Here is a 25,999-nt window from a genome sequence, read left to right on the forward strand (position 1 = left end):
TGGTGCCCAATACTTTACCGATACTGACTGAGGCTATAATAGCTATGTCTCTAACACCGCAACCTCTCACCGTCATTAGCCGTATGATGTCTTCTATTTTAGAGTGACAGCCATGATAAGTTAAGGCATGGTCGCCAATGAATTGACGTTTGCAGTCCTTGCACTGGTAGTTCTGCTTGCCATAGCTTTTTTTGCCGTTTTTCTTTAAACTGGGACTGTGACAGTCGGGGCAGCTGATATCTATTTGTGTCTTCATAACCTCAAATATATCATCTTGCTTTGGCTGTCACCCTCCTTTATTTCTTCAGCATACTTTCTGACACACCACCAATATTATATCTTTATTTATAGCTCAAGTTTGTAAATGTGTTATTTTAATTTAACCCACCGTCACTTTCGCATAGCCTTTCTTGCCAGCTTGAATCACGACCGTCTGACCTGAGGTTAGACTAAAGCCACCATCAACAACTTCGCCATCGACTTTGACAGCGCCGCGTTTGACCATGTCTTTGGCTGCTGAATTGTTTTTAGCGAGCTTGGCTTGGTTCAATATCTGAGTGATAAATAATGCATCTTGACCTTCTAAATCAAGCATTACTTCTGGTAAATCAACTGGCAATTCACCATCAGCCAACACATTACCCGCTGATTTGTGTGCATTGGCAGCGGCATCAGCATCATGGAAACGCTCGATGAGCTCTTCGGCTAAGGTACGTTTGATTTCTTGTGGATTGCGACCGTTTTCCATTTCTGCCATTAAACCTTCGACTTCATCCATTGGCTTAAAGCTTAAGAACTCAAAGTAGCGGCGGATTAACGTATCTGGCATAGATAAGATTTTTTGGTACATGGTGCCTGGTGCATCATAGATAGCCACATAGTTGTTTAGAGACTTAGACATTTTATTAACGCCGTCCAATCCTTCTAAAATCGGTACGGTGATACAAACTTGTGACTCTTGACCATAACGACCTTGTAGCGTACGTCCCATCAATAGGTTAAAGGTTTGGTCAGTACCGCCAAGCTCGACATCAGCTTTTAGCGCGATAGAGTCATAACCTTGTACGAGCGGATACAAAAACTCATGGATAGAGATTGGGGTTTGCGCGGCATAGCGCTTGGAGAAATCATCACGCTCAAGCATACGCGAAACGGTTTGCTGACTGGCGAGCTGAATCATATCTGCCGCTGACATGTCATTGAACCATTCAGAGTTAAAGACCACGCGAGTTTTTTCTTTATCCAAGATTTTGAATACTTGCTCAGCATAGGTCGTGGCATTGGCTTTGATTTGCTCATCAGTCAATGGCGGACGCGTGCTGTTTTTGCCAGAAGGATCACCAATCTTGGCCGTATAATCACCGATTAAGAAATAAATCTCATGACCCAAGTCCTGAAAATGCTTGAGTTTATTAATCAGCACAGTATGACCCAAATGCAAATCAGGCGCCGTGGGATCAAATCCTGCCTTGATGCGCAATGGACGATTCAGCTTAAGCTTGGCTACCAAGTCGTCTTTTGATAACACTTCCTGCGTGCCGCGCTCAATAATGGCCAGTTGTTCTTCTAGGGTGTATGTATGCTCAGTCATGAGAGTCTCTATATTGTCTTTATTAAAGGGTTGCAGCGTTTGAATGATTTAGAATCTCGTCGCCGTCAAAAGATGTTAGAATTTGGCAGATATATTAGCGTTTTTTAAGGTAAATTGCCAAAAAAATAAGTACAACATTGCGTTCATTGATTCATATATTAAGTTAACTGATAATTTTTAAAAAATGATGACAAAGCAGTGACTGTTACAAAAATATTTTATTTTCAATTAAGTTTTGTTGAACATTCAAACAATATTAAGGATACGTTATGACTGACTATTTAGACGCTGTTATCGTTGAGCACAATCCTGCTAACAAGACAGTAGACCGAGCTGTTATTTGGTTACATGGTTTAGGGGCGAGTGGTCACGATTTTGAGCCTGTGGTACCGCAACTTGGATTGTCTAAAGATATGGCAGTACGGTTTGTTTTTCCGCATGCACCCAAGCGTGCCGTGACGGTAAACGGTGGTATGGTCATGCCAGCATGGTACGATATTTTGGAGATGAGCCTTGAGCGTAAAATCGATGTTGCTCAAATTGAAGAGTCTGCTCAACAAATCAATGATTTAATTGCTCGTGAAGTTGAGCGCGGCGTGGCTCCTGAGCATATTGTTATTGCAGGGTTTTCGCAGGGCGGGGCAGTGGCATATCATGTGGCACTTGGCTATCCAAAGCGTTTGGCTGGCTTGATGACACTCTCTACGTACTTGGCAACCAATGATAATATTGATTATAGTACCGCTAATAAAGACATGCCAATTTTGATTGAGCATGGTACTCACGATCCGGTGGTTCCTGCTGTGTTAGGCGAGCAGGCACAGCAGCTGCTATCAGAAAAGGGCTATAATGTGGCTTATCATACTTATCCAATGGCGCATCAGGTCTGTATGCCGCAGATTCAAGCTATCGGTCAATGGTTAAATGGCGTCTTGGCCTAGATAATGGAGCTGTAACGTAATGTAATACAGGGTTTATAAAGGTTGAAACCTACCCACTACCTACTATATAATAACTGACCTTATTGGGGATGTTCTGGCTTCGACGCTGGTAATGAAACTCAATGATGCATGTCGAGAGTATATGTCCTCTCGTAAATTAAACATATATTGTTATAGTCGCAAACGACGAAAATTACGCTCTAGCAGCATAAACCCTGCTTACTGCGCTGCCGATTACCTATAGTTGGTTAGCCCAGTTGAAGCGTCCGCATATAGGTTCGCCACAAGGGATTGTCTCAATCGCTTGGGTTCAAAAGTAGAGAATCGTCCAATCCATCCTGACTGTCGGATCGGTGCGGACTAAAACTAAAGACAGAAACTAAACATGTAGATTCATGAGCGTAATGCTGGCGGACGCGGGTTCAACTCCCGCCATCTCCACCAAACAACGATATAGGGTAGACCGTCATAGACTGTCTGCCCTTTATTTTGGGCGTTTTTCAGGTTTTAAGTTCTATCCCGTCCTATGGCGTTCCGTATAGAATGTTGGTATTATTGTTGGTATTGAGCAGTACCAACATGGACAATACCAACAAAGGATAGGACCATGCCTTTAACCCATACCGCTATCAATAAGCTACAGCCCAGTAGCACGTCTATTGATACAAAGCGACCAGATAAGCACAGTGATGGTAACGGACTGCAGTTATGGGTTCGTTATACTGGCGTTAAATCATGGATCAGTGCCTATCGCTGGCAAGGTAAGCAGCAAACTCTTACTATTGGCACCTATCCAGTAATGAGCCTTCAAAATGCACGCCAGCGCAATATTGAGATTAAACGCTTAATAGCAGACGGCGTAAATCCTAAAGACCATAAGAAAGAGCAGCAGGCTAACCAAGACGGCAAGAAGATATTTGATACAGTCGCCCAAGACTGGTATGCCGAACGTAAAACCTATCTAGCAGAAAGCACCTTCTCTCGTAATTATTCTGCATACATGCGTGATGTTAAGCCTTCTATTGGCCATAAAAATATAGATGATATAACCGCGCCTGATGTCTTAGCTATTGGTAAGACAGTAGAAGCGCGCGGCGCTGGTGAAATGGCCAAACGCACTATTAGAGAAGTCGGTCAAATATTCAAGCATGCCATACGTAACGGACTTGCAATGCATAACCCCGCTACAGACCTTGCAGAAGCTATTAAACCGCGTAAAACAGTGCACCACAGTCGTATAACCTCTCAACAGCTACCTAAACTACTGCAAGATATTAACGCCTATGAGGGTGATTTACTGGTCAAATTGGGCTTATGGTTTATGTGCTACACGTTTGTCCGTACCAGTGAACTACGTTTTATGGAGTGGTCAGAGGTTGACTATAAACACGGTCTATGGCGCATACCTGCTGAGAAAATGAAAGCAAGGCGTTTGCACATTGTGCCACTGGCCCCACAAGCAATGGCAATATTAAAACAGATCAAAGAGCTGGGTTTTTCGGATCAATATGTTTTCTTTAATACCTCAACACGTAAGCCGTACAGTCAAAACGCTTTCATTACTGCCTTATGGCGAATGGGGTATAAAGGTCGAATGACCGGCCATGGTTTCCGCGGTCTTGCCAGCACGACCTTGCATGAAAAAGAATTTATGCACGAAGCTATAGAGCTGCAATTAGCACATGACAGAGAAAACAAAATTAGCGCGGCCTATAACGGTGCTCAGCATCTACCATACAGAATTGACATGATGCACCAATGGGCAAACTTCATTGATGATGCCTACGCTGGCAAGTTAGATAACGTCATTCATGCTAGTTTCAAACAACAAACACAAAAGCATGGTTAGTATCATGCTGCACCGACTATGATATAAAAATAATAACTAACGAGGGCAGAGCAATGACACACGTTGTACCAAGCCGCGAAAAGGTTAAAAAAGCTGGCAAAGTTTTAATTAAAGAAGATGCCACTACCGATGAATTTAACGATGCTATGGCGGTGTTGTCGCAGTGGCGTGCCTTGCATAGCTATACTATTAACACTTTTCAAGCAATGTTGCGCGGTAAGGTTAAGCAACTAGGCTTTAAGTCGCCCATCATCGCGCAGCGTCTAAAGCGCACGCCTTCAATCATCCGTAAACTTAACCGCTTTCAAACTATGAGTTTGTCACGTATGCAGGACATCGGCGGCATACGCATTGTGTTGCCTACCGTTAATGATGTTTATCGATTACATAACGATATTATTAAAACTAAAGCGCGCTTCGACCATGAGCCGCTACTACCTGCAGATGACTACATTGAAAGGCCAAAAGATGACGGTTATAGAAGTTTGCATCAAGTCTTTAAGTATAAAAGCACTATAGCACCCGAACTGAACGGCTTATTCATTGAGCTGCAGATTAGAACTAAGCTACAACATTCATGGGCAACAGCGGTTGAAACACTAGGACTGGTGGAGAAGTCATCATTCAAGACAGGCGAAGGAGCAGAAGAGTTTAAACGCTTCTTTAAATTGGCTAGTGTATTGTTTGCCCACCATGAGAAAAAGCCCGTAATTGATGTGTTTAGCCAAGACGAACCTAGCACCTGGGTTGCTGAGCTGATGGCATTAGAGAAAGAACTACAGATATATGCCAAGCTAACAGGCTTAATCATCACTGCTAAACATATTGATAATGTGAGTGATAAAACTGATGAATATCACGTCATGGAGTTAAACACTAGCGGCGACCATCCCGCGGTTAGCCTTGTCGCTTTTACCAAATTACAGTTAGAGCTTGCCGAAGATTTCTATAAAATGCGTGAGATTGCAACGCAAGACAAGCCAAATATAGAAGTGGTGCTAATAGCGGCGGGTAACCTGAAGGACATTAAAAAAGCTTATCCGAATTACTTTTTAGATACTCAAGAGTTTATTAAAAACCTAAAGAGCATATGCCAAAAGCTGGGCTGATGCTCAGCTAAAAACTTTGCAAGGCTAGGGCTGATCCCCCGAACGACAGATATTCACACCCTTAAACTGTCACTGCCTTGCTCCTATTTTAATAAAAGGGTGTAGGGGTGTGGACCATGGGACTATTGGCTAAAGCTATACAGCAAGATAAGAAAAATTTTATAAAGCTATCTAAAGCTATAACTATTGTTGCTAATATTACTAATGATAGTGAAGAAGATGTAGTGCGGTTTTTTCATTGTACTTCCACGCCAGTTTATGAGAAATGGCTTGAAGGAATAGAGTTATTCCGTGACAACGGTTATGGCGGGTATTACCCAGGTGGTGAATTTCTAATAGCAATAGATTATTATTGTGGTGACATTAAAAATTACTATAACTTGCGCGAAGATAAGTTTTTCCGCAGCGCTTATGTGGACAAAACTAAGTTCTTCAGTAAGGATTTAATAGACATTTTAGGCGTGAGCTTTGATATAGAAAGCTTTGACCTATCAGAAGCAAAGCCCAGTTTTGAAAATAAAGAAATAGAAGACATTACTAATAAAAAGATGGAAGATAGGCGTAGAAAATATATTGCTGTAAATGATTTTGTAAACAGTTTGAGCAAAGGTAGTGACTTTAAAAAAGGTGGAAGCTTTGGAGCAGGAAATCCATTAAGGGTTGCCATTGAGGGGATACTTGAGAGTATCCCGCTAAATGATATTGGTTTATATAAACTAGAAGGGACAGTGTATTCATTAGTTTCTCAATCGGATAAATACAAAAATCCTACCGAGATATTACGGGCTTTTTACGGTGTTCTTGATAATGATCAAACAGGTACAGTAACATCAGATAGGGAGCCATTCAAAGGCTTTTACTTTAAGTATTCAGATGTGGGCTATCTGATTGGTTCGGACTCTAAAGCTATTGAAATAGAAGATACCGAAATACGTACTAATGAAGATGTGAGTACTAACCAGCTAAAATATGACGATGAAGTTAGTGATCAAACCATTGGAAAACTTAAAAAGATGACTGCAGATTATGAAGATCTTAGGTTGAAGTATGAAGAGCTTGAAAGGCAGAACAAAGGTCTTTTTGATAAGATTGAGCAGCACAAACAAGATAATAGTGAGGAGCTAAGACAGCATTGGGAAGCTGAAAGCATAAAACATAAATCTAAAATAGAAGAGCTTGAGACCGTAATAAAAGGGTTTAGTGATATCGAGACATTAAGTCAGGATGGCGATTGGCAACTATACAATTGGAAGTCAATGGATGAAAATCAATATCCGCCTGAGTTACATTTAGTGATCGAAGTTTGGAAAAGGTATTACAAAGCTAGTGATACAGAAGATATTACACGATTTAATACTCGTAAGTTTGATCGAATAACTGGAGAGTTAAATTTAAAGGATGGTAAGTTAAGAAGCAGAATTAGATCAATATTAACTCCTTTAAATAGTAAAAAGACCTCGACTGACCTTATTGCTACTTTAAGAGATGTTGATATCCTTTATAACGATAAAATGATTGATTAAACGAGGTGGCACCTTAAGCCGCCACCCTAAAGTATGCTATAGGATTTAGATGCACCCAAACTTGGGATCTGTTTAGATGTACTCAAGTTTGAGTACATCTATTTAATTATCTTCAGGGTTGAGGGTATAAGGTGGCACCTTAAGCTGCCACCCTAAAGTATGCTATAGGATTTAGATATTCCCAAATCTGGGGACATCTATCCCTTGCAGCATGAAGCCTTATATCTTGGCCATATTTCAAGTGCGACCAAGATTATTATCGCAATATCTGTCGTTACAAACCCAAAAGAAAGGTGAGCTTAAATGCTCGCCTTTTTTATTGTCAAAAATTCAACTCATACAAAAATAGCATCCTATTTGGGATGAATTGGCGTACTAATTAGGGTGCTATTTGAGCTGGGTGCCACCCTACGCCAACGGTATTACTTTAAGCCGCCACTATTGCCTACCACTATACCTCTAGTATTAGCATAAACATGTAAGCCGCCACACCACGTTGCGGCACGTAACCCACCGATACGGAGTTATAAACATGACTATCACAGACACGCCGGTTATCCCTTTCACTTCTTATGGTGAAGATAGCGCTGAACAAGAGCCACGTAAAAGCATTATTAACCATTTACCTCCTCAGGGAATGAGCCGAGCAAGCCAGCTGTTACCATTTGTGCCTTTCAGTAAAACTACGCTGTTCGAATGGTCGAAAGATGGACGTTTTCCAGCGCCTGTTAAGTTATCGCCCACTATGACGGCTTGGCGTAATAGTGAAGTGATTGCATGGCTCGAAGGTCAATCGATAGAAACAGCAGGAGCATAGCGATGATTACTCCACAGCAGACATTAACAGCAACACAAACAGACACTATCAAAGCACACCTTATTACCGGGGCAACAATATCAAAATTGGAGTCTTACGAGCGCTATCAAATAATGTGCCTTGCGCAGCGCGTACATGACCTACGAAAAGCTGGCATGGAAATACAAAGTAAGTCCACTGTCAAAAATGGTAAACGATTTAATCTCTATTGGTTAGAGGAGGAAGAGCGTGCCCGGTACGTGAACGGTAAGGTTACGCCTACCGATGTTCGCGGAACGGGCGAAGATGTGTGTCTGTCAAACGATGACACCGACATTCTATTAAGCACTTTTAACGTGGAGGACGTAAGAAATGACCAATAACAACAAAACCAACCTAAAACCCCTTAGTGGTAATAATTCGAGCGTAAATCACACGAATTCGAGTGTAAATGTGTGGAATTCGAGCGTAAATGATACGAATTCGAGTTTTATTAGCGGCAATATAAATATGTTACCTAAAGCAAAGGTTTTTGCTAAATATCTGCCAATAATGATGAATAAAAAAAATGATGTAACAGGGGTGATTACCCACTTATTTAATTTTAGAGATTGTAAAAAACAATGCTTTACAAGTCATGATAACAAGCGTTACTATAGCCCTACTACTAAATTACTAGCGGTTAAGCCAAACCGTCATTCCTTGGCTATTTTTGTGCCTAAAATCTGCCTGACTAACTACCAGCGATTTACCAACGGCATAAATAAGAATACGTCTGCATTGCAGGCACGTCATAAATATAGCACTGTCGAAAGTGCGAACATCTATGACGGGTTGATAGAGCCTAATACAAGACCCTTCTGGGGGAATAAGCTCAACCGTCTAGTAACGGTAGTTAAGACCCGTCGCCCTTTTTTTATGGGTGACTACAAACTAACTAAATTACTAGGGACTATCCAACATGGGTAATTCAAACACCACTGTTTCAAACAAAACCTCTAAAAGCAACGCTGCTCCTAAATCTATTGCTTCAATAGCCAGTCAAATAACCTTTGATGCTGGTGATATTGTGTTGTGCCCGTCTGTAGGTAATGAACTTTACAGACTATTCAATGACGAAGAGAATGGTTGTCTCTGTTTCACTACTAACAGCAAGACATACCATTATAGATCTGATGGCAAGGTCAGCCGCCACGACACCACCCCTTCTTTGTTTCATAACACTCTAGCAAACCGCCAAGCGATAGCCACGCTATACCACGGCGCTCCGCCACAAAAAACTACCGCCAAAACTAATGATATCACCATGCCAGTCGAAACGCTGAAAAGCATCGCTAGTGAAATGGATGGTGCAAGCCAAGCATTGCATGATGTGGGTCTTCTGTTAAATATGATTTATCAAGAAAAGACAAACCCACGTCAAGCCATTGCGCTGGCACGCTTATCACACGATTCTACCACCGCATGGGCCGATATTTTATACCACACTTTGGAGTCGGTTAATAACACCATATCGTCTGTCAGCCCTGCCAGCGTAGGAGTGTAACTATGAAAAACAGTTACCCACCACCGAAGCAGAGCCGTCGACGCGCTAAGCGCAAAAATCACTACACGAAGTACCAATCTTCGCGTAAGCCTTCCAAACAAAGCCGTAAGCATGGAGGGAGTGATGACTACCACACCGCGTAAAAGTAACAGCTACAAAAAAGCCCGAGCGATTCGCTCAGGCTTCTTGGAACTGATAAATACTTTGTTGCTAACTCCACAGCAAGGATTAGCGACATCATTCATGTCAGTGGTTAATAACCACAACGAAGATAATAGCATAACTGTTTGCGATATAACATCCGTTCAAGCAACTAAATGCGATAAATCAAAAAGCTTATGGCCCGCTAATCGATGGAGGGCTGAGTAATGAGCGACGACAAACAAAAAAATGAAGGTGACGGCTTATACCAATCGAAGCGGCATAAATGCGCTAACGGTATGATTGATGGCGAAAGACAAGAGCTACTAAATAATGATTTCACAAGAGTGCCAAATATAATTTTTCAGATGCAAAAGGTTCTAAAAAACGGAAGTGTCTACGCCTGTTTTCAATTTATTTGGTGCAAAACTGGTGGTTGGGATCGTAATGAGGACACGATTGCTTACTCACAATTTGCTAACGATAAGCGATATGGAACTGGATTAAGTCTAAAGACAATACGCAGATCAGTAGAAAAACTAGCTGATTTAGGCGTGATAACTATGTCACCAGGCTTTAATAATATGCATAAATTCTCACTAAATATATCAAGGATCAAAGAGCTAGTAGGTGAGCAAGAGTGGTCAAATAGACCACCCTTAGAAAATGAAAGCATGGTCAATTTGTCCCAAAGCATGGTCAATTTGTCCAAAGGGGTGGTCAATCTGTCTAACGAGCATGGTCAATCTGACCACTACATAAGAACTATTACACAAGAACTATTACATAAGAATACTAATAATAGTGATGAGGTTGAAAACGGTAAGTCTAAAAAGGTTGATGTATTAACCGAACAAGCAAAATCCCTAATTGATTATTGGAATAACAATCACGGTAAAAATAAATCAGCAGACGTTAAACCTAATGTTTGGTTAGACAAAGTAAAAGCGAGACTTAAAAAGTTTTCTTCAGATGAAATTAAGTTAGCAATGCTTAGTGTGATCCAAAGTTCATGGCATCAGAAAAATAGTCAAGTATTGATTAAGAACGCAATCAGCAGTGACCAACGATGCGATGAAGCAATATCTCGCTACCACCAGTCAAATCCAATAAGTTATCAGGGGAATAATCATGCGAACAATCAATCAGCTAACAGTCAGCATCAGCAATTCGACACTAGCACCACAGCAGGCTATGCAGCCAAACTCGATGCAGATGCAGAACGATACTATGCAGAGCAATCAGCAATCGCCCAGCAAGCAGCTGACGGAAGCTTTGAGGGTACTTTTTAAGCAGTGGAAAGCATGGTTTAAAAACAAGATGAAAACCCGTGAAGATGATTTCGACTGGTCCTTCGATATGGTTTTAGTTTGGGCTCGGTACTTAACCATGAAAGCCATTACCCAAACTGAATTTAATAAGGCTAGTGAATTATCGTTTGATGAAGATTGGGTACCAAGTAATGCCAAAGAATTTTTGGCACTAGCACGAGCACCGAAAGCCAGTGAATATCCATCAGCACATGCAGCTTTTGACAACGCATGCAATCAATGCGGATTGATTGAGGACAAGTATGTTAAACGCCAGTGGCTGCATGCAGTGGTCTTAGAAACAGCAAACCGTATCGGCTGGGGGAAGCTTAAAAATGCTAATGAGTATTTTCTGAAGACATTCACGAGTGTGTATGAGCAAGTGATCAGTGAGCATCAGAATGGGTCTACGTTCGTTATCCCTAAGTCACATCAAGTTGAGTATGAGCGCACCGTGGTAAAGCCTGGTAGTGAGGTAGATAGGAAGATTAACAAACAGCTGGCGGAGTTGCGGAGGGTGGCGGTATGAAGGCGATACTAGACCCATGTTGTGGCAGCAGAATGTTTTGGTTTGATAAAAAGGATGAGCGAGCAGTGTTTACCGATAAACGCAGTGAGCAGCACACACTATGCGATGGCCGCGAACTGATTATTGAGCCAGACATGGTGATGGATTTTACCGACCTACAGTTTGATGATGAGCAGTTTCACATGGTTGTGTTTGATCCGCCTCACTTGCGTAAAGCTGGCAAGGATTCATGGATGGCACTCAAGTACGGCAAGCTCGATGAAACTTGGCCAATTATGATTCGAGACGGTTTTGCAGAATGTTTTAGAGTGCTCAAGCCCAACGGTACGCTGATATTTAAATGGAATGAAGACCAGATTCCAGTAAAAGATATTTTGGCACTGACAGACCAAAAGCCAGTAGTAGGACACCGCAGCGGTAAGCGTAGCAATACACATTGGATATGTTTTTTAAAGGAGGCGGTATGAAGCAGCTGGCACGGCCCATTACTTTGAACATACTGATACATACATGATTAAGGGCTCCTTATGAAGATTATAAAATTCAATAAAAGAGAATACGAAGTTGTCAATTCATGTGAACACGCCCGCATAAATATCGACAGAGCTACTAGAACGATAAGGTGCATGGTTTGTTTTGAGCTACTAGACCCTTTCACTACAGCGATTGAGTATGTGGATGGGCTTGATGAGTACAAGGAAAGGTTAGATGCTTATCGAGAAGATTTGATTCGAGAGAAAGCCCGCAATAAGTTGCTTGCTCGCAAGCTTGAGAATCGCAAAAGAACCAAGTGCAGTCATTGCACTAAGATGACGAACATCAAAATCAAAGAGCCAACCATTTTGGAAGTCCGCGCAGAAGTAGAAGGAGATAAAAAGTGATTGGTATAATAAAGACAAGTTTTGGCAGAAGTCCTTCCTTAGAGCTAACCAATGGAGAGTGGCTAAAAAATAGTATGGGTGATAAAACTGCCAACCTTAACGGCGGTCATGGCGGATTGTCTCCTGAAGTTAAATGCGAGGGCCACTGCGCCGCCATTGCCATGATTGACGACGAGCCAGCCAAAGCGCTGGCAAGTATATTATTATGGGGTAGTGATACTAATTGGGATTGGTCACACTATTTTGATGAGGTGGTCTATCGTTTGGCAACTAACATGATGAGGCGGTGCAAGGAAGACGGCCGCGGCGCACCGCAGGCATGCACTCATAGCCTGACAGAGCTAGCATGGCTGATGGCGCGTATGGTGTTACACTTTGAACTATATGAGTTGTGGGATATTTATACAGTTAAAGGGCGGTTGGGATTCTCAGGCATTGCAGTGAAGGCAAGTACATACACCAATGTATGGCTGACCTACCAAAAGCAGATGACCCATGATTTGTTTGATATGGTTGGCAAGGCTGATTACTGTGTTAGCGAGTATCGCAGACAGCTGAATAATCCTCGCTAATTGATACTGCTTGACCCATGGCCCCCGAATGGGGTAGTATTTGTCATACTGGCTTCAGTTGTAAGTACAGCCAAATAAATACAAGACGATAGCTTAATTGCTCTCGTCTTTTTTTATGCCTACGTTTTGCCCGTTATGTGATTATCCATAACGGGTTTTTTTACATCTACGATTTGGCAGGCTGCAATGTGCGAGCTAACTAACCAACAAGCCTATGACTACCATCAAGAATTGAAAGAGCCCTGCGCCAAAGCTTATTGGCTTAACTTCTTACGAGCTAGGGCGAATAGAGGTGTGGTCGGGGCCCAGGGCTTTGTAGATAAGATTGAGATTTGTACACAATAACGAACGCTAAAAATAAGTTGATAATTATAATAGTAAACAATTGATTAATAATATTAAGTCACCATATAACTACCTTGATTAATTAATACGAGTTAAGGAAGGTTTTATTATGGATGAATTAAATAAGTCAGAATCGGTTGCGCTAGAAATACTTCTTCAGTTAATTGAGAGTCAGCCAACAGTTAACAATTTAGATAAAAAAGCAAATAGGTATGCTAGAACTATATTGAGCGACAACGGCTATCCTAATTCTAACTCTGATTCGAAGTTCATAGCTGCAGCATTCATTGGTAGAGATGCGGAGTCTCTTAAGGCCCAAAAGCTTTTACCTGCTGATCTAACTGCAACTAAGACTTTTGAAGGCAATGAATTTACCTTGAGTAACTTTACACTCAATAATAAAACTTACTGGTTTTATTATTTGGATGAAAGTATTGAAGATGTACTTAGTAAAATAGTGCCAGTGGTACTAGATTTTTATAATGGACACGTCCTTTGAAGTAATAGTAACTACGCGTATAAGAGGCCGTCCATTTGGGCGGTTTTTTTTGAGCCAAAAATAAGCGTCTATGTCTCAGTTGGTAGAGCGTTACCTTGACATAGTATAGGTCAGAATTTCGATATATCTTAACCAGTTTGCCCCGCCTTGAATGGTCCGGGCATTTTTTATATGAGGTAACAAGCGATGGCACTCAAAGCACTAAAGCCAAGACTGGGCGCGATAGATAAGATGGGTCTCGATACTCATCAGCCAAAGTCTAAATGGGGACATGGCCGTGGTGGTCGACCTTGGCGCCGCTTGAAAGACAAGATACTTATGCGCGATAAGCATACGTGCCAGTCTTGCCAGCGCGTCGGCGGTGAGCTTGAGCTTGACCATATAGTTAATGTCGCCGTTGGTGGTACCGACAATGAAAGTAATTTGCAGATTTTATGCACTGAATGCCATCGATTGAAAACGAATTTGGAAAGTAAATCAGGTAAGGTTGGTTTAACAGGTAGAGAGAGTTTGTAATTGATAATATACCCGGGGGGCTATCTGCTAGTTTTCGACTGCAACCCTCAGGACACCTCACTCCACCTCATTTATGAAAAAAACTTGTCGTACCAAATATGTTAAACAAAAATTTATGAGTCATAAATAGTATAAATAAAAGCACATTGTTAACATCGATGTTAATAAATGATATTGTACATGGACAGCAAAACACCCCAACTACTTGCAATAGATGAGGCGTTTCTAATCTATCTGATATTGGACTATCAAGATGACTGACCGTAATTCTACAGCAGATTTTATAAAAAAGGCAATCGCCATTCACGGTGATAATTACGACTACTCAAACTCAATTTACATAAACAGCCGTACAAAAATAAAAATTACCTGCACTGAGCATGGTGATTTTTTGCAGCTCGCTAAGTCGCACCTACAAGGTTATGGCTGCAAAGAATGCGGTAAGTTGAAAGTTGTAGAGAATAATAAAAAACAAGTTATGGTCTTTGAGGATTTTGAACAAAGAGCTAGTAAGAAACATAATCACCTTTTTTCTTATAGTAAAGACCGATACGTTAAAGCTCGTGAGAAGGTAGGTGTCCACTGTCAAGAGCACGGTTGGTTTTATCAAAAAGGCGTGGAGCATTTGCGTGGCAAAGGTTGTCCAGACTGTTCCAAAGATAGATTAAAAATTGCACCAAGAAGGGTCGTCAGAGCCTGTAAAGAGGTGCACGATAATAAGTATGACTATGGCTTAGTGGTTGCAAGTGTCTATCTTAGCGATGATATTTTGATTATATGTCGTGAACATGGCCAATTTTCATGCAAGCTGTCATCGCATTTGAAAGGATTTGGTTGCTTTGATTGTGCTAAAGAAAAGATGGAGCAGAAAAGGAAAGAACTAGACGAGAAGAAGGGTGTTGAGAGGATAAACTCGTTACTAGCTAGGCGTGATAGCTTTATCTGTAAAGCCAATGATGTGCATTCAGGTAGATATAGTTACGAGGATGTTGTTTATAAAGACCTGAAAACCAATGTTATTATAACGTGTGCACTGCATGGTGAATTCAATCAAAGGATAGAGAGACATTTAGCAGGGCGAGGTTGTCCGCAATGTGGTGCAGACGAGTCTTGCGGTTGGAGTAGATCCAGTTATATCAAAATGTGTAAAGCTAGAAGTGGTGGAAGAGCTTTGTTGTATGTCGTTACTATGCACAGTAATTCAGAGAGCTTTATAAAAATAGGTATAACTCATAAATCTATAAAAGAAAGGTTTTGTGGTAATAACAAGATACCTTATGATGTAAGAAGTCTTTATATTATAGAAGGTACAGCAGGTTATATTTTTGACTTAGAGAAAAGGCTGCATAAAATTGTCGCTAGGTATAGATATCAGCCAAACATAAGGTTTGGGGGCCATACTGAATGCTTTACCACAATAAAACCTATAGAAAAGCTATTAAAAAAATTAGCAAGCACCGAACAAATACAACTAACAGCTTAACCAAAAAGCCTTACTTTAATTAGTAGGGCTTTTTTAATGGAGTATCGAAAATGGCACTCACCCCTAAGAAGAGGCTGTTTGCAGAAGCTCTTGGGAAGGGCATGTCAAAAACAGAAGCAGCGATTGAAGCGGGGTATAGTGAAAAAACCGCACCACAAGCAGGCAGTCGCCTAGCTAAAGACCCTGCCGTATTACGATACATTGATGATATGAAGAAAAGCGTTGAGCGCGTACAAGTAGCAACAGAACACGTTGACCCTATAAGTGTACTCAAAGAGTTATGCAACGATCCTGATCCCAAGATTGCATTAGATGCAGCTAAGGCGCTTATGCCATATATGTACGCAAGAATTGCGCCGGCCGGTAAAAAAGTAGGCGAGAAAGAGCAGGCCATCGAAGCAACTAAGAGTGGCAGGTTTGCAACACTTGGTCAGCAGTCAGACAAAATACAATAAGGATTTCCCATGCCTATATTCCCAGATCATTACGCTATTAATTTTTATATCAGAAACGATGTAAAGCGGTTTAGTCGCCGCATACTTTCACAAGTTCCAAGCTTTGGCGACACCTTGGTGTTCAATAAGCAGCGGTATCGCATACATAGCGTAGAGTGGTGCTTGGATTATAACGCGACCAATAGAGAGTATCAGGCGCTCATAAATATAGAAATGATAAAAGCGATGGGCGAATAAATCAAAGAATGTACTCCATTAAAATGATAATAGATAACAAGCCGCCTTAATGGGCGGTTTTTTATGGGCGACGATAAATGATTACTAAATGGACCACGGCGCTACCTGATTGGGAGAAGCGCATAGTCCAGAAAAAATCATTATTGCCTTGCGCGCCGCTCAATCAAGAAGTTGCTGATATTGCATTAAGGGTTTTTAACAGTCTTATCTTGGTTGATGTGATTGGCAAGCCTACATTGGGCGAAGCGTCGCTCAAGTGGTCATCGGATTTTGTGGCATCTATCTTTGGTGCGTATGATCCTGAAACCGGCATTCGCATGATTACCGAGTTCATGCTACTTATTGCGAAGAAGAACGCTAAGTCTACGTTGGCCGCCGGCATTATGATGACCGCGCTTATCTTAAATGAAAGACACAGTGCTGATTTAGTGATTATTGCACCAACCAAAGAGGTTGCCAGCAACTCATTCAATCCAGCTCGAGATATGATAGCCGCTGATCCTGAATTGTCAGCTATGTTTAACGTGTCAGAGCATACTCGCACCATTACTCACTTAGGTACAAACGCAAAACTAAAGGTTATTGCTGCTGAATCAGAGGCGCTGGCAGGTATTAAGGCGTCTTATATATTGGTCGATGAGTTGTGGCTGTTTGGCAAACGAGCTAATGCTGGCTCAATGCTACGTGAGGCAACTGGTGGTCTTGCATCTAGACCGGAAGGCTTTGTTATCTACCTAACAACCATGCCTGATGAACCACCAACAGGCGCGATGAAACAGAAATTGGATTATGCCAGGGGCGTTCGAGACGGAAAGATTGATGATCCTCAGTTTCTAGCCTTGCTTTACGAGTTTCCACAAAAGTATTTAGATGACGAGCTTTATCTCAAGCAAGAGAATTGGTATATCACCAATCCCAATATGAATGCTTCAGTTAATGAGAAGTATATTGAGCGTGAGTTTAAGAAAGCGGCTGACGAAGGCAAAGAAGAATTGCAGGATTTCACTGCAAAACATTTGAACGTTCAAATCGGTGTATCAATGAGGGCTAATAGATGGGCTGCCAGTGAGTTTTGGGAAAAAGCAGCAGCACCAACCCCATTTACTTTAGAGCAGCTTATAGAGGCGTCAGAAATCATCACCATGGGCATTGATGGCGGCGGGCTTGACGATTTGTTAGGAATGGCAGTTATTGGCCGTCTGCCAACGGTTATCCGTGAGTATGAAGATAAAGTCAGCAAGCAAAAGATACAGGTTAAGCCGTGGTGGGTATGGACCCGTGCATGGTGCCATGAGATAGCATTGGAGCGCCGTAAATCTATCTCTGATACGCTGCGTGATTTTGAGAAGCAAGGCGACTTATCTATTGTCAAAAACATTGGCGATGAAACAGATGAGCTCGCCAATATTGCTAAGCAGGTCTTTGACAGTGGCAAACTTAATAAGATTGGACTTGATCCACTAGGTATTGGGGCGCTGATTGATGAGCTCGTTATGATTGGCATACCAAGTGAGATGCTGATAGGTGTGACGCAGGGCTTTAAGATGTCAGGCTATATTAAGACCGCTGAGAATAAGATTGCGCGTAAAGATATGCTGCACGCTAGTCAAAACATTATGGCGTGGGCGGTTGGTAATTGCCGCACAGTCGTCAGAGGTAGCGGGACGATGCTATCAAAAGCTGAGAGTGGTACCGCCAAGATTGACCCAGTTATTGGCATGCTAAACGCAGTCGCACTGATGAGCGAAAACCCTGAAGTTCCTAAATCAGACGTTCCCACAATGTTTTTTGTTTAAGGACCAACTATGTTAATCAGAATTCTAAGGGCTATATTTTGTGGCTCTTGTGAATGTTCTGGCTACTCACGACCTACTCCGCCAAAGCCACAACATCCTCATAAATAGTCAAGACCGCCAATAAAGGCGGTTTTATTTTGCCCAAATTTTATAACGAGAAACCTTATGACTAAAGCTTATAGCGTACTAAAGGTTAAAGCGATAACCGAAGACGAAGAGACGCGCACTATCACAGGCATCGCATCGACGCCGAAGCAGGACCGTGATAATGACATTTTAGATATGGTCGGCGCTAAATTCGCTTTGCCCATTCCTTTACTTTGGCAGCACAACTGCAATCAACCGATTGGCGAAGTTACTGATGCAATCGTCACAGAAGAAGGCATTGAGATCACTGCCACTATTGTCAAAATCTTAGAGGAGGGCACTCTCAAGAATCGCACTGACGAGGCGTGGCAGTCCATTAAGTCCGGCTTGGTCAAGTGTCTATCCATTGGTTTTAGACCGCTTGAATACAACTATCTCGAAGACAGCTGGGGTCTGCATATTAAAGAGTGGGAATGGTATGAGCTTTCTGCTGTGACCGTCCCTGCTAACCCTGACGCAGTGATTACCAGTGTTAAAAAAATCAAACAAGCCTTTTCGGATGCTCAAAATCATACAACCCCATCTTCAAAAGTGAAGACCGAGCCATCGGCAACTGAGCCGCAAACAAAAGCCCCAAGCAGCACCAGCGTTCCAAATTTAAAACAATCTCGAATCATCACCTTAGTTGACCCTAATCAGGGCAGCATACGCTTACTATCCGGAGAATGACCTATGTGGGAAAAACAACGCGCGCAAATCCTTGCAACCATCAAATCTAAAAAAGGCAAGATTCAAGGCATCATGACCAAAGCCGCTGATGATGGTCGCACAGCTGACGACGGTGAAGAAGATGAAATCGCTGTACTAGAAGCTGAAATTGAACGCCTTAAAACCAATTTAGCACGAGTTGAAGGCTTCATTGATGATGCAAAAACTGCAATCACTGACGCCACACCAGTGGCGGGTGAAAGCGAAGAAGAAGCTGAAGAAAGTGCAAAAGGCGCCACTGACCCTGTAAAATCTGCTAAAGGCGTCACGACTGTCAAGCCTAACCATGCTAAAAAAGGCATCGGCTTTGCTCAGCTAACCAAAGCCAAAGCCTTGGCAGTGTTACAACAAAAGAACGGCAACTATGTCAATCCACTCGACATTGCCAAGCATCAAGGTATGGACCCACGCGTTATTCAAGCACTTGAAAAAGCAGTCGTACTCGATACCTCTAACTCAAGCGCGTTGATTGTAGAAAATCAGCTCGCCAATGAGTTTATCGAAATGCTACGCGCTGAGACCATTGTTGATAAATTATCATCACAGATGCGCGCCGCCCCGTTTAATGCCACAATTCCAGGCATGGCGACTGGCGGTATTGCTGCTTGGGTTGGTGAAGGCGAAGCAAAGCCCGCGACCAATCCGACATTCAATACAGTCGAAATTAAGCATCATAAATTGGCCGGTATTGTCGTGCGTACTGATGACTTACTTAAACTATCTTCACCAGGCACTGACCAAATGCTACGTGACGATATGATTGAGGCATGTGCTGCACTTATTGATAACACGTTTATTGATACCGGTGCACAAACCACCAAGCGCCCTGCCGGTGTACTCAACGGCGCTACCAAAATCGACCACACGGGCACCGCTGTCAATAACTATAGAGCCGATCTTGCAGCTTTACGTGCGGCATTTATTAGTAATAGCCTGTCTTTAAAAGGCGCTTATTACGTCATGAGCGAAACCCGTGCCAGTGACATGAGCGAGCTGACCGATGCGCTAGGTAATCCATACTATCGCGGTATGGACGCGCCATTTGGCGAGAAAACACTCAAAGGCTTACCAGTCATTGAATCTGAGACCGCCGCTGATGTCATCGCTTTAATCAAACCATCTGAGCTTTATCTTGCTGACGATGGCGCGGTTGAAATTGCATTTAGTGATCAAGCAACTATTAATATGGGCACTGACGCTGAGCAAGTACTAGTAAATCTGTGGCAACAAAACATGACGGCCATTCGTGCTGAACGTCATATCACTTGGGCGAAACGTCGCGTAACTGCAGCTGCTTATATTAATTACACCAATGTAATCCCATAAAGATAAATTGATATAGTTTGAAATTGACCAAAACCTCAACATATTGTTGAGGTTTTTTTATGAGTAGGTATTGGTAGTGCCCTTCCTTCGCTATCCGTATCTACTCCTAAAAAAATAAGAGGTCATTATGAGAATTAAATATATCCAAGACGCACCTAACGGTCCTGCAGGAATGCTAGATGAAGTCACTGAATTTGAAGGCAACGTCTTAGTATTGACTGGATTTGCTATCGTCGATGACGGTATCGAAACTAAACCATCAACTGAGCCAAAGCCTAAAACCAAATCAAAGGCTAAAGCAACTACTAAAACTGATAGCGAGTAATAATTATGGGCATGCTTGATTGGTTCACCGGCAAAAAATCTGCAAGCACCGCCCAACCAGTTAATGGCGGTGATGTTTGGCATACCATACATGATCCGTTTACCGGCGCATGGCAACGCAACGAAGAGATTGAAGTCAGCAAGAACGACCAGATGCGCCATCATGCCGTGTTTGCTTGTGTGTCATTGATTACCCGAGATATTGGTAAGCTCAAAATCAAGACTAAAAGAAAGGTTGAGGGCGTCAGTCAGGTCTGTACCAGCTGCATCAATACTTTACTAGCCAAGCCTAACGACTTTCAAAACTGGCAGCAATTTGCCGAAGCGTGGGCAACCAGTAAAGCCACATCAGGCAACACGTATGTATGGAAAGTCCGGAATATCTATGGCGAAGTATGGAAGTTACAGATACTTAATCCTGAACGCACCAAGCCATTGGTCGACCCAAACGGCAATGTGTTTTATCAAGTCCGTAAGGATCGTTTGTTTGATTTAGATGAGGATGTTGTGCTTCCTGCGTCTGAGATTATTCATGACCGCTTTAACTGCTTCTACCACCCGTTGGTTGGCCTATCACCTATCGTTGCTTGTGCGTTGTCTGCCAGTCAAGGCATCAGCATTCAACGCAATGCCCAAGCATTTTTTGCGAACGCCTCACGACCATCTGGAATATTGGTTGCGCCGGGGGCGATTACTGAACAGACCAGCAAAGAATTAAAAGAAAACTGGCAAAAAAACTATTCAGGAAAAGGTAACGGTGGCACAGCGGTAATGGGTGATGGCATGAATTACGTGCCAATATCAGTCGCCGCCAATGACGCGCAATTGGTTGAGCAGCTGAAGATGTCAGGTGAAATTATCTGTACGGCGTTTAGCGTTCCCGCATTCAAGATTGGGCTTGCACCATTGCCCAGCGGCAAGGTCAGCGACCATAACGATATCTACTATAGCGACTGCCTACAGCACTACATAGAGTCCATTGAGACATTACTCAATCAGCACTTGGACTTAGAAGGCGGTGTTGAAGTTGAGTTTGATTTAAAAGCCCTACTGCGTATGGATTCAAACAGTCAGATGTCATTCCTTAAAGAAGGTATTGGTGCCGCCATACTATCGCCCAATGAAGCGCGCGCTGAGCTTGGCTATGCAGCGGTATCAGGCGGTGAAAGTCCAATGATTCAGCAGCAGAACTTTAGCCTTGCTGCTATCGCCAAGCGCGATAGTAGTGCTGATCCGTTCGCCAAAACACCTGCTCCAACAAATGAAGAACCAAAACAAGGAGAAGATGATGGTTTGGGTAACGCTTGAAGAGGCAAAGCATCACCTTCGTTATGACGATGATAGTAATGACCCAATGCTAGTAGCTTATATTGCTGCTGCTGAGGCTGCTATCAATCGATACATAACAGATAAGGTCACGCCAGATACCACCCCTGATATCAAGGTCGCAGCCCTGCTGCTAGTCGGTTATTACGACTACCACCGCAACATGGATAAAGACATGCCTAGCGATGGTAATTATTTACCTGCTCCTGTACGGACTTTGCTATGGCCGTATCGCAAACCAACTGCTATCTAAAAGATGTTTATAAGGAACTGATTATGTATGTACTTACTTTAAAACGCATGATGATTGGCAGAACCATTGTGCAAAAGGGCGAGACTGTTTCTGTCAGCCAAAATGAAGGTCATAAGTTATTAAAAAAAGGTGATGTGCTTGCCGTCAAAACTCTAGACCCTGCAGACGCAAAGCCTAAAACAACAAAACCAAAAGTCGTATCAATCAAAGACGATCCTAAAGATAACGTAGGGGATTGACAACAATGGCTTGTAAAGGATGCGAGGCCCGCCGTGAGTGGATTAAACAAAGAACCGAAGAAGCCAGAAAACGAGCAAAGCAACTTATTGCCAAGCTTAATAACGCTGGTGACCAAACTGGTCGAACAAAATAACGTACTGATTGAGCAATCGGCTGAAAAAGAGCGAGTGATATTACGATTGCTTGATCAACACGATGAGATATTAAACGAGCTTGTCGAACAGCAAGACGACAATGAGCAGACAGGCTCTACCTTTTTAGATATGGACGGATGATATGGCAGTAAATGCTGGCGAGCTACGCCATAGAGTGATTATCCAAGAGTATATAAAAGGTGGTCGTGATGATGATGGTTATGAATTGCCATCGCAATGGACCGAATACATTAAGCTTTGGGCAAAGATTACACCGCTATCTACCAAAGACTTGTTAAGCGCTCAAGCTGCGGATTCAGAAGTAACCGCACGTATGAAAGTGCGTTATCGCACTGACATCGATACGACTATGCGTGTTATTTGGAAGGGGCGTATCTTCGCCATTGACTCACAAGGCTTGGATGATAACGACACGGGAGTGGAACATACTACTTTCAACCTAAGCGCTGGGGTCGAAGCATTCAAGGACTAGGCTATGGCAAACGAAATAACCGGACTCGATGAGGTTCAAGCAAAGCTACGTCAGCTTGGCAACCAACGTAAGGCTAAGAATGCTGCTACACGATCTTCACGTAAAGCAATGAACATCGTCAAAAAAGCGGCTGTGCTCAACGCCAAAGCACTCGATGACAAAGACAGCCCTGAGAGGATTTGGAAAAACATTATTACCAAGGCTGGCAAAACCAAAGGTGTTGATAATGTGATGATGAGGGTTGGTGTCAAAGGAGGCGCTAAACAGTATGGCACCAATGCAGACAATAGGCGGGCGGGCCGAGTAGGTCGCAGGTATCAAACCCAAGGAGATAAGAAAAACCCCGGCGGCGATACTTGGTACTGGCGTTTCCCTGAATTTGGTACGGCGCATCAGTCAGCAACCCCGTTCTTGCGACCGGCATTAAATAACAATATAGATGCAGTACAAGCTGAGTTCAAACGCTCATTCTCAGAAGAGCTGGACAAGGAGATTGCCAAGCTATGAGTTTTTTACCAATATACCGAACTCTTAAGGCAGATGCTTCCTTAGCGGCACTCATTAATGTTGAAAGTAAAGCGTTTGAAGATATTGCACCGCCAGGCACAACAACGCCATACATTGTCTGGCAAACAATCTCAGGGCACGCAAACAATCATTTGGATGAGCCTGCAAATTTTGACGACACGCAGTATCAGTTGATGGTCTACGCAACAGATGCAAAGACCGCTTATGAGTTACGCGATGCTTGTCGAGCTGCGCTCGAAAAAGAATCTTGGGTATCAAATCCATCTATCAGTCTATATGACAGCAAGGCAAAACTTTATGGTCGTGGATTCGATGCAAATTGGATCTTAGAGCGTTAAGAAAACACACTACTAACAGGAATAACATTATGGCTAAGATTAAAAAAGGTGTACTCGCTCAAGGCACGAGTGTTTGGATTAAGCACGGTGAAGCTGGTGCAGCGATACTAACTAAGATGGCATGTATTACTGGCATTGTATTGGGTGATGATAGTCCAACCGACATCCCTGACACTTGCTTGGAGGAAGAGGATTCAGCAACGTCGACTTATGGACTGAATACACCGGGTGAAGGGTCTATCACGATTAATACCGATCCCGAAAACGCTACTCATATCACTTTACTGCAGCTTGCTGATGATCGTGAAGGCGTAGAAGTATTTGTCGGCTGGTCTGACGGTAAGGTAGTACCAACCATGGAAGATTTGACCGGCGTAGTAACACTGCCTGAAGGTCGGACTTGGACCTCGTTCACAGCCCTACTGAAAAATAGCGCGCCTACCTTCGATGCCGATTCATTGGTTAAGAATACTGTTTCGATGAAGCGTCAGTCTCGAGCTATAACGGCATACAAGACTACGCCGTAGGCCACTAAATAAAGAAAACCAACACTAAAGAAAATCAACAATAAGCCCCTAATTGAAGGGGTTTATTTATTTGGAGTTTTAAATATGAAAGAGTTCCAGTTATCAGATATTAAATCAGGCAGCCTTGTCTCACAAGTGCGCGATGAAAAAGTAATTTTTTGGCATAACGGTGAAGAGTGTAGCGTCGATATTCGCATCAAGCAACTGCCATTCTTTGAAACTGAGTTGCTATTAAAGCGTATGCATGATGGCGAAAGCGTGGCATCAGACTGGATCAGTAAGGCGCTAGTCGATGATAAAAATAAGGTAATGTTTACCAAAAAGCAAGTAGAAGATAGTTTTGTACAAACACTAGCTTCTGCTATTTTCGATAAAGTATGGGATACCGATAACATAAAAAAGGCGATGCAGACCAAGAGAAAAAAGGATTCATAGCGGGCGAGCGTGAATTGCTTTTTGAGCTTGCGCTGGCAGGCATCGGCGGCAATACAATTCACCAGGTTAAAAACAATCTAACCATGCTTGAGATAAACCAATGGGCTGAGTACCGTCACAGACGAGGCAGCCTAAACACTGGCAGGCGTGTCGAGCAGGCTTCGGCAAACATCATCGCGATGAGTATCAATAAAGGGCTTGCAGGCGAGGAGTGGGTAAGCCCGCTTGAGTTTATGCCGCATGAAGATGATATTGAGGTTGGTTTTGAGGAACAGATTGATAGTTAGTTGCTCGGACATTACTCATAGGTTATAGTTTACTTTCTTTTAACTGTGGCGGTAGAGTATGAAAAGACTCATGGTTCTTGGTTTGCTGTGTTTAAGTAGTATTGCGTATGCAGGATTAGAATACAAAAGCTTTGAAAACATTAACTGTGAGAAAATTGGTGTTATTGCAGAAGATATTATGATGAACTGGCAACATGGTGCATCATTCAAAGAAATGATGGAAAATAGCACTAAGTATGAAAAAGATTTTAGCCCTTTAGTTGATGCCGGTTCATACATGTATGCGTTGAATACTGAAGCTATGATGAAGCCAGTTCGTACTTTTCCTCATTCTCAGGCATATGAAGCAGAAATATTTGGGATTGATAGCAGCACTACATGTGAATTGAAAAAGTTTAATTCTTACTCTGGAAACTATTTACTAAAAAAGCGCAAAGAATGTCGTGAGTCGGCTGAATATGCTTCAACTATCATGAGTTCTCGTCAGGAAAACTTACCTCTTAAGGAGATTCTTACTCTGAACCAAGAAGAGTATGAGCAACGTATCTTTAATGAAAGGTATCGAAAATCCGAAATTGAAGAAACTTATATAGAAACGACCTCTCTTATTGTAGATGCTTATTCTATGCCAGTTGGCGGCACCGAGATAGAAAAAGAGCAGGCGATAATAGATTATGGCGCCGATAGTTATTTAAAGTGCATGAATTGACGGATATTTATTCTATTCGTTCGGCAAACTGATTAAAGTTATTCAAAGAAACCCCAGTCAGAAATGATTGGGGTTTTTTATTACCTAAAATAAGGATCTACCGTT

35 protein-coding genes and 1 other RNA gene are annotated in these 25,999 nt (G+C 42.4%); 34 read left to right on the plus strand and 2 right to left on the minus strand.

Features of this window, described 5'->3' with window-relative positions; translation table 11 throughout:
- Both EI164_RS04500 and tyrS read right to left on the minus strand, forming a co-directional pair.
- Positions 1–256, minus strand: a 256-nt coding sequence (locus EI164_RS04500) for an IS1 family transposase (RefSeq protein WP_192518798.1), incomplete at its 3' end; no start/stop codon positions are given.
- 123 nt (positions 257–379) lie between these two features.
- Entirely contained in the window at positions 380–1,591 is a 1,212-nt protein-coding gene (gene tyrS / locus EI164_RS04505) for a tyrosine--tRNA ligase (RefSeq protein ID WP_192518799.1), read from the minus strand.
- Positions 1,592–1,860: 269 nt separating this feature from the next.
- Between tyrS and EI164_RS04510 the strand changes: the two genes are divergently transcribed.
- The 34 genes from EI164_RS04510 (at position 1,861) to EI164_RS04675 (ending at position 25,894) form a co-directional block, all read left to right on the plus strand.
- A complete protein-coding gene (locus tag EI164_RS04510; RefSeq protein ID WP_192518800.1) occupies positions 1,861–2,532 on the plus strand; it encodes an alpha/beta hydrolase in 672 nt (223 codons plus the stop codon).
- An 85-nt stretch (positions 2,533–2,617) separates the two neighbouring features.
- Positions 2,618–2,976: a transfer-messenger RNA gene (gene ssrA / locus EI164_RS04515) on the plus strand.
- Between the two features lie 163 nt (positions 2,977–3,139).
- Positions 3,140–4,381: a tyrosine-type recombinase/integrase gene (locus tag EI164_RS04520; protein ID WP_192518801.1), complete on the plus strand. Its 1,242-nt coding sequence runs from the start codon at positions 3,140–3,142 to the stop codon at positions 4,379–4,381.
- A gap of 53 nt (positions 4,382–4,434) precedes the next feature.
- On the plus strand, positions 4,435–5,490 hold the full coding sequence (locus EI164_RS04525) for a GTP pyrophosphokinase family protein (RefSeq protein ID WP_192518802.1): 1,056 nt from the start codon (positions 4,435–4,437) through the stop codon (positions 5,488–5,490).
- Positions 5,491–5,606: 116 nt separating this feature from the next.
- Positions 5,607–7,013 (plus strand): hypothetical protein, encoded by a 1,407-nt coding sequence (locus EI164_RS04530; protein WP_192518803.1) that lies wholly within the window; start codon positions 5,607–5,609, stop codon positions 7,011–7,013.
- 532 nt (positions 7,014–7,545) lie between these two features.
- Positions 7,546–7,830 carry a helix-turn-helix transcriptional regulator gene (locus tag EI164_RS04535; RefSeq protein WP_192518804.1) on the plus strand — a complete coding sequence of 95 codons (285 nt, stop codon included), beginning with the start codon at positions 7,546–7,548 and terminating at the stop codon, positions 7,828–7,830.
- Positions 7,791–8,192 (plus strand): helix-turn-helix domain-containing protein, encoded by a 402-nt coding sequence (locus EI164_RS04540; RefSeq protein WP_192518805.1) that lies wholly within the window; start codon positions 7,791–7,793, stop codon positions 8,190–8,192. Before EI164_RS04535 ends, EI164_RS04540 begins: the two co-directional genes overlap by 40 nt.
- Positions 8,182–8,778 (plus strand): hypothetical protein, encoded by a 597-nt coding sequence (locus tag EI164_RS04545; protein WP_192518806.1) that lies wholly within the window; start codon positions 8,182–8,184, stop codon positions 8,776–8,778. The genes EI164_RS04540 and EI164_RS04545 overlap by 11 nt, the downstream gene beginning before the upstream one ends.
- Complete coding sequence (locus EI164_RS04550; protein ID WP_192518807.1) at positions 8,771–9,355, plus strand: hypothetical protein; 585 nt, start codon at positions 8,771–8,773, stop codon at positions 9,353–9,355. Before EI164_RS04545 ends, EI164_RS04550 begins: the two co-directional genes overlap by 8 nt.
- A gap of 368 nt (positions 9,356–9,723) precedes the next feature.
- On the plus strand, positions 9,724–10,788 hold the full coding sequence (locus EI164_RS04555) for a hypothetical protein (protein ID WP_192518808.1): 1,065 nt from the start codon (positions 9,724–9,726) through the stop codon (positions 10,786–10,788).
- A 28-nt stretch (positions 10,789–10,816) separates the two neighbouring features.
- Positions 10,817–11,335, plus strand: coding sequence for a hypothetical protein (locus EI164_RS04560; RefSeq protein WP_192518809.1), 519 nt, complete (start codon positions 10,817–10,819; stop codon positions 11,333–11,335).
- Positions 11,332–11,802, plus strand: a complete 471-nt coding sequence (locus EI164_RS04565; RefSeq protein ID WP_192518810.1) for a class I SAM-dependent methyltransferase — start codon at positions 11,332–11,334, stop codon at positions 11,800–11,802. The genes EI164_RS04560 and EI164_RS04565 overlap by 4 nt, the downstream gene beginning before the upstream one ends.
- Positions 11,803–11,961: 159 nt before the next feature.
- Positions 11,962–12,216, plus strand: coding sequence for a hypothetical protein (locus EI164_RS04570; protein WP_192518811.1), 255 nt, complete (start codon positions 11,962–11,964; stop codon positions 12,214–12,216).
- Positions 12,213–12,788, plus strand: a complete 576-nt coding sequence (locus tag EI164_RS04575) for a hypothetical protein (RefSeq protein WP_192518812.1) — start codon at positions 12,213–12,215, stop codon at positions 12,786–12,788. Before EI164_RS04570 ends, EI164_RS04575 begins: the two co-directional genes overlap by 4 nt.
- Before the next feature lie 454 nt (positions 12,789–13,242).
- Positions 13,243–13,632 carry a hypothetical protein gene (locus tag EI164_RS04580; protein ID WP_192518813.1) on the plus strand — a complete coding sequence of 130 codons (390 nt, stop codon included), beginning with the start codon at positions 13,243–13,245 and terminating at the stop codon, positions 13,630–13,632.
- A gap of 186 nt (positions 13,633–13,818) precedes the next feature.
- Entirely contained in the window at positions 13,819–14,148 is a 330-nt protein-coding gene (locus tag EI164_RS04585; protein ID WP_192518814.1) for an HNH endonuclease, read from the plus strand.
- A 253-nt stretch (positions 14,149–14,401) separates the two neighbouring features.
- Positions 14,402–15,631: a GIY-YIG nuclease family protein gene (locus EI164_RS04590; protein WP_192518815.1), complete on the plus strand. Its 1,230-nt coding sequence runs from the start codon at positions 14,402–14,404 to the stop codon at positions 15,629–15,631.
- Positions 15,632–15,681: 50 nt separating this feature from the next.
- Positions 15,682–16,086, plus strand: a complete 405-nt coding sequence (locus tag EI164_RS04595; RefSeq protein ID WP_192518816.1) for a terminase small subunit — start codon at positions 15,682–15,684, stop codon at positions 16,084–16,086.
- A 9-nt stretch (positions 16,087–16,095) separates the two neighbouring features.
- Positions 16,096–16,323, plus strand: coding sequence for a hypothetical protein (locus EI164_RS04600; RefSeq protein WP_149491831.1), 228 nt, complete (start codon positions 16,096–16,098; stop codon positions 16,321–16,323).
- A gap of 77 nt (positions 16,324–16,400) precedes the next feature.
- Positions 16,401–18,119 carry a terminase large subunit gene (locus EI164_RS04605; RefSeq protein ID WP_192518817.1) on the plus strand — a complete coding sequence of 573 codons (1,719 nt, stop codon included), beginning with the start codon at positions 16,401–16,403 and terminating at the stop codon, positions 18,117–18,119.
- A gap of 165 nt (positions 18,120–18,284) precedes the next feature.
- Complete coding sequence (locus EI164_RS04610; RefSeq protein ID WP_192518818.1) at positions 18,285–18,935, plus strand: HK97 family phage prohead protease; 651 nt, start codon at positions 18,285–18,287, stop codon at positions 18,933–18,935.
- A 3-nt stretch (positions 18,936–18,938) separates the two neighbouring features.
- On the plus strand, positions 18,939–20,300 hold the full coding sequence (locus EI164_RS04615) for a phage major capsid protein (RefSeq protein WP_192518819.1): 1,362 nt from the start codon (positions 18,939–18,941) through the stop codon (positions 20,298–20,300).
- A 127-nt stretch (positions 20,301–20,427) separates the two neighbouring features.
- Complete coding sequence (locus EI164_RS04620; RefSeq protein WP_192518820.1) at positions 20,428–20,625, plus strand: hypothetical protein; 198 nt, start codon at positions 20,428–20,430, stop codon at positions 20,623–20,625.
- Between the two features lie 5 nt (positions 20,626–20,630).
- Positions 20,631–21,932, plus strand: coding sequence for a phage portal protein (locus EI164_RS04625; protein WP_192518821.1), 1,302 nt, complete (start codon positions 20,631–20,633; stop codon positions 21,930–21,932).
- On the plus strand, positions 21,910–22,203 hold the full coding sequence (locus tag EI164_RS04630; RefSeq protein ID WP_413038439.1) for a head-tail connector protein: 294 nt from the start codon (positions 21,910–21,912) through the stop codon (positions 22,201–22,203). The genes EI164_RS04625 and EI164_RS04630 overlap by 23 nt, the downstream gene beginning before the upstream one ends.
- Positions 22,204–22,226: 23 nt before the next feature.
- Positions 22,227–22,442, plus strand: coding sequence for a hypothetical protein (locus EI164_RS04635; RefSeq protein ID WP_192518822.1), 216 nt, complete (start codon positions 22,227–22,229; stop codon positions 22,440–22,442).
- A 33-nt stretch (positions 22,443–22,475) separates the two neighbouring features.
- Positions 22,476–22,718 (plus strand): hypothetical protein, encoded by a 243-nt coding sequence (locus EI164_RS04640; protein ID WP_192518823.1) that lies wholly within the window; start codon positions 22,476–22,478, stop codon positions 22,716–22,718.
- 1 nt (position 22,719) lies between these two features.
- The gene (locus tag EI164_RS04645; RefSeq protein ID WP_192518824.1) at positions 22,720–23,070 is read left to right on the plus strand and encodes a phage head closure protein; all 351 of its coding nucleotides are present in this window, start codon (positions 22,720–22,722) and stop codon (positions 23,068–23,070) included.
- A 3-nt stretch (positions 23,071–23,073) separates the two neighbouring features.
- A complete protein-coding gene (locus tag EI164_RS04650; RefSeq protein WP_192518825.1) occupies positions 23,074–23,577 on the plus strand; it encodes an HK97-gp10 family putative phage morphogenesis protein in 504 nt (167 codons plus the stop codon).
- Positions 23,574–23,936 (plus strand): DUF3168 domain-containing protein, encoded by a 363-nt coding sequence (locus tag EI164_RS04655; RefSeq protein ID WP_192518826.1) that lies wholly within the window; start codon positions 23,574–23,576, stop codon positions 23,934–23,936. The genes EI164_RS04650 and EI164_RS04655 overlap by 4 nt, the downstream gene beginning before the upstream one ends.
- 29 nt (positions 23,937–23,965) lie before the next feature.
- The gene (locus tag EI164_RS04660; protein WP_192518827.1) at positions 23,966–24,463 is read left to right on the plus strand and encodes a phage tail tube protein; all 498 of its coding nucleotides are present in this window, start codon (positions 23,966–23,968) and stop codon (positions 24,461–24,463) included.
- An 84-nt stretch (positions 24,464–24,547) separates the two neighbouring features.
- Complete coding sequence (locus tag EI164_RS04665; protein ID WP_192518828.1) at positions 24,548–24,898, plus strand: phage tail assembly chaperone family protein, TAC; 351 nt, start codon at positions 24,548–24,550, stop codon at positions 24,896–24,898.
- Between the two features lie 14 nt (positions 24,899–24,912).
- Entirely contained in the window at positions 24,913–25,185 is a 273-nt protein-coding gene (locus EI164_RS04670) for a hypothetical protein (protein WP_225739107.1), read from the plus strand.
- A 58-nt stretch (positions 25,186–25,243) separates the two neighbouring features.
- Positions 25,244–25,894 carry a hypothetical protein gene (locus tag EI164_RS04675; protein WP_192518829.1) on the plus strand — a complete coding sequence of 217 codons (651 nt, stop codon included), beginning with the start codon at positions 25,244–25,246 and terminating at the stop codon, positions 25,892–25,894.
- The last annotated feature ends 105 nt before the right edge of the window (positions 25,895–25,999 follow it).

The organism is Psychrobacter sp. FME13 (genome assembly GCF_014861395.1).
Lineage (GTDB): Bacteria > Pseudomonadota > Gammaproteobacteria > Pseudomonadales > Moraxellaceae > Psychrobacter.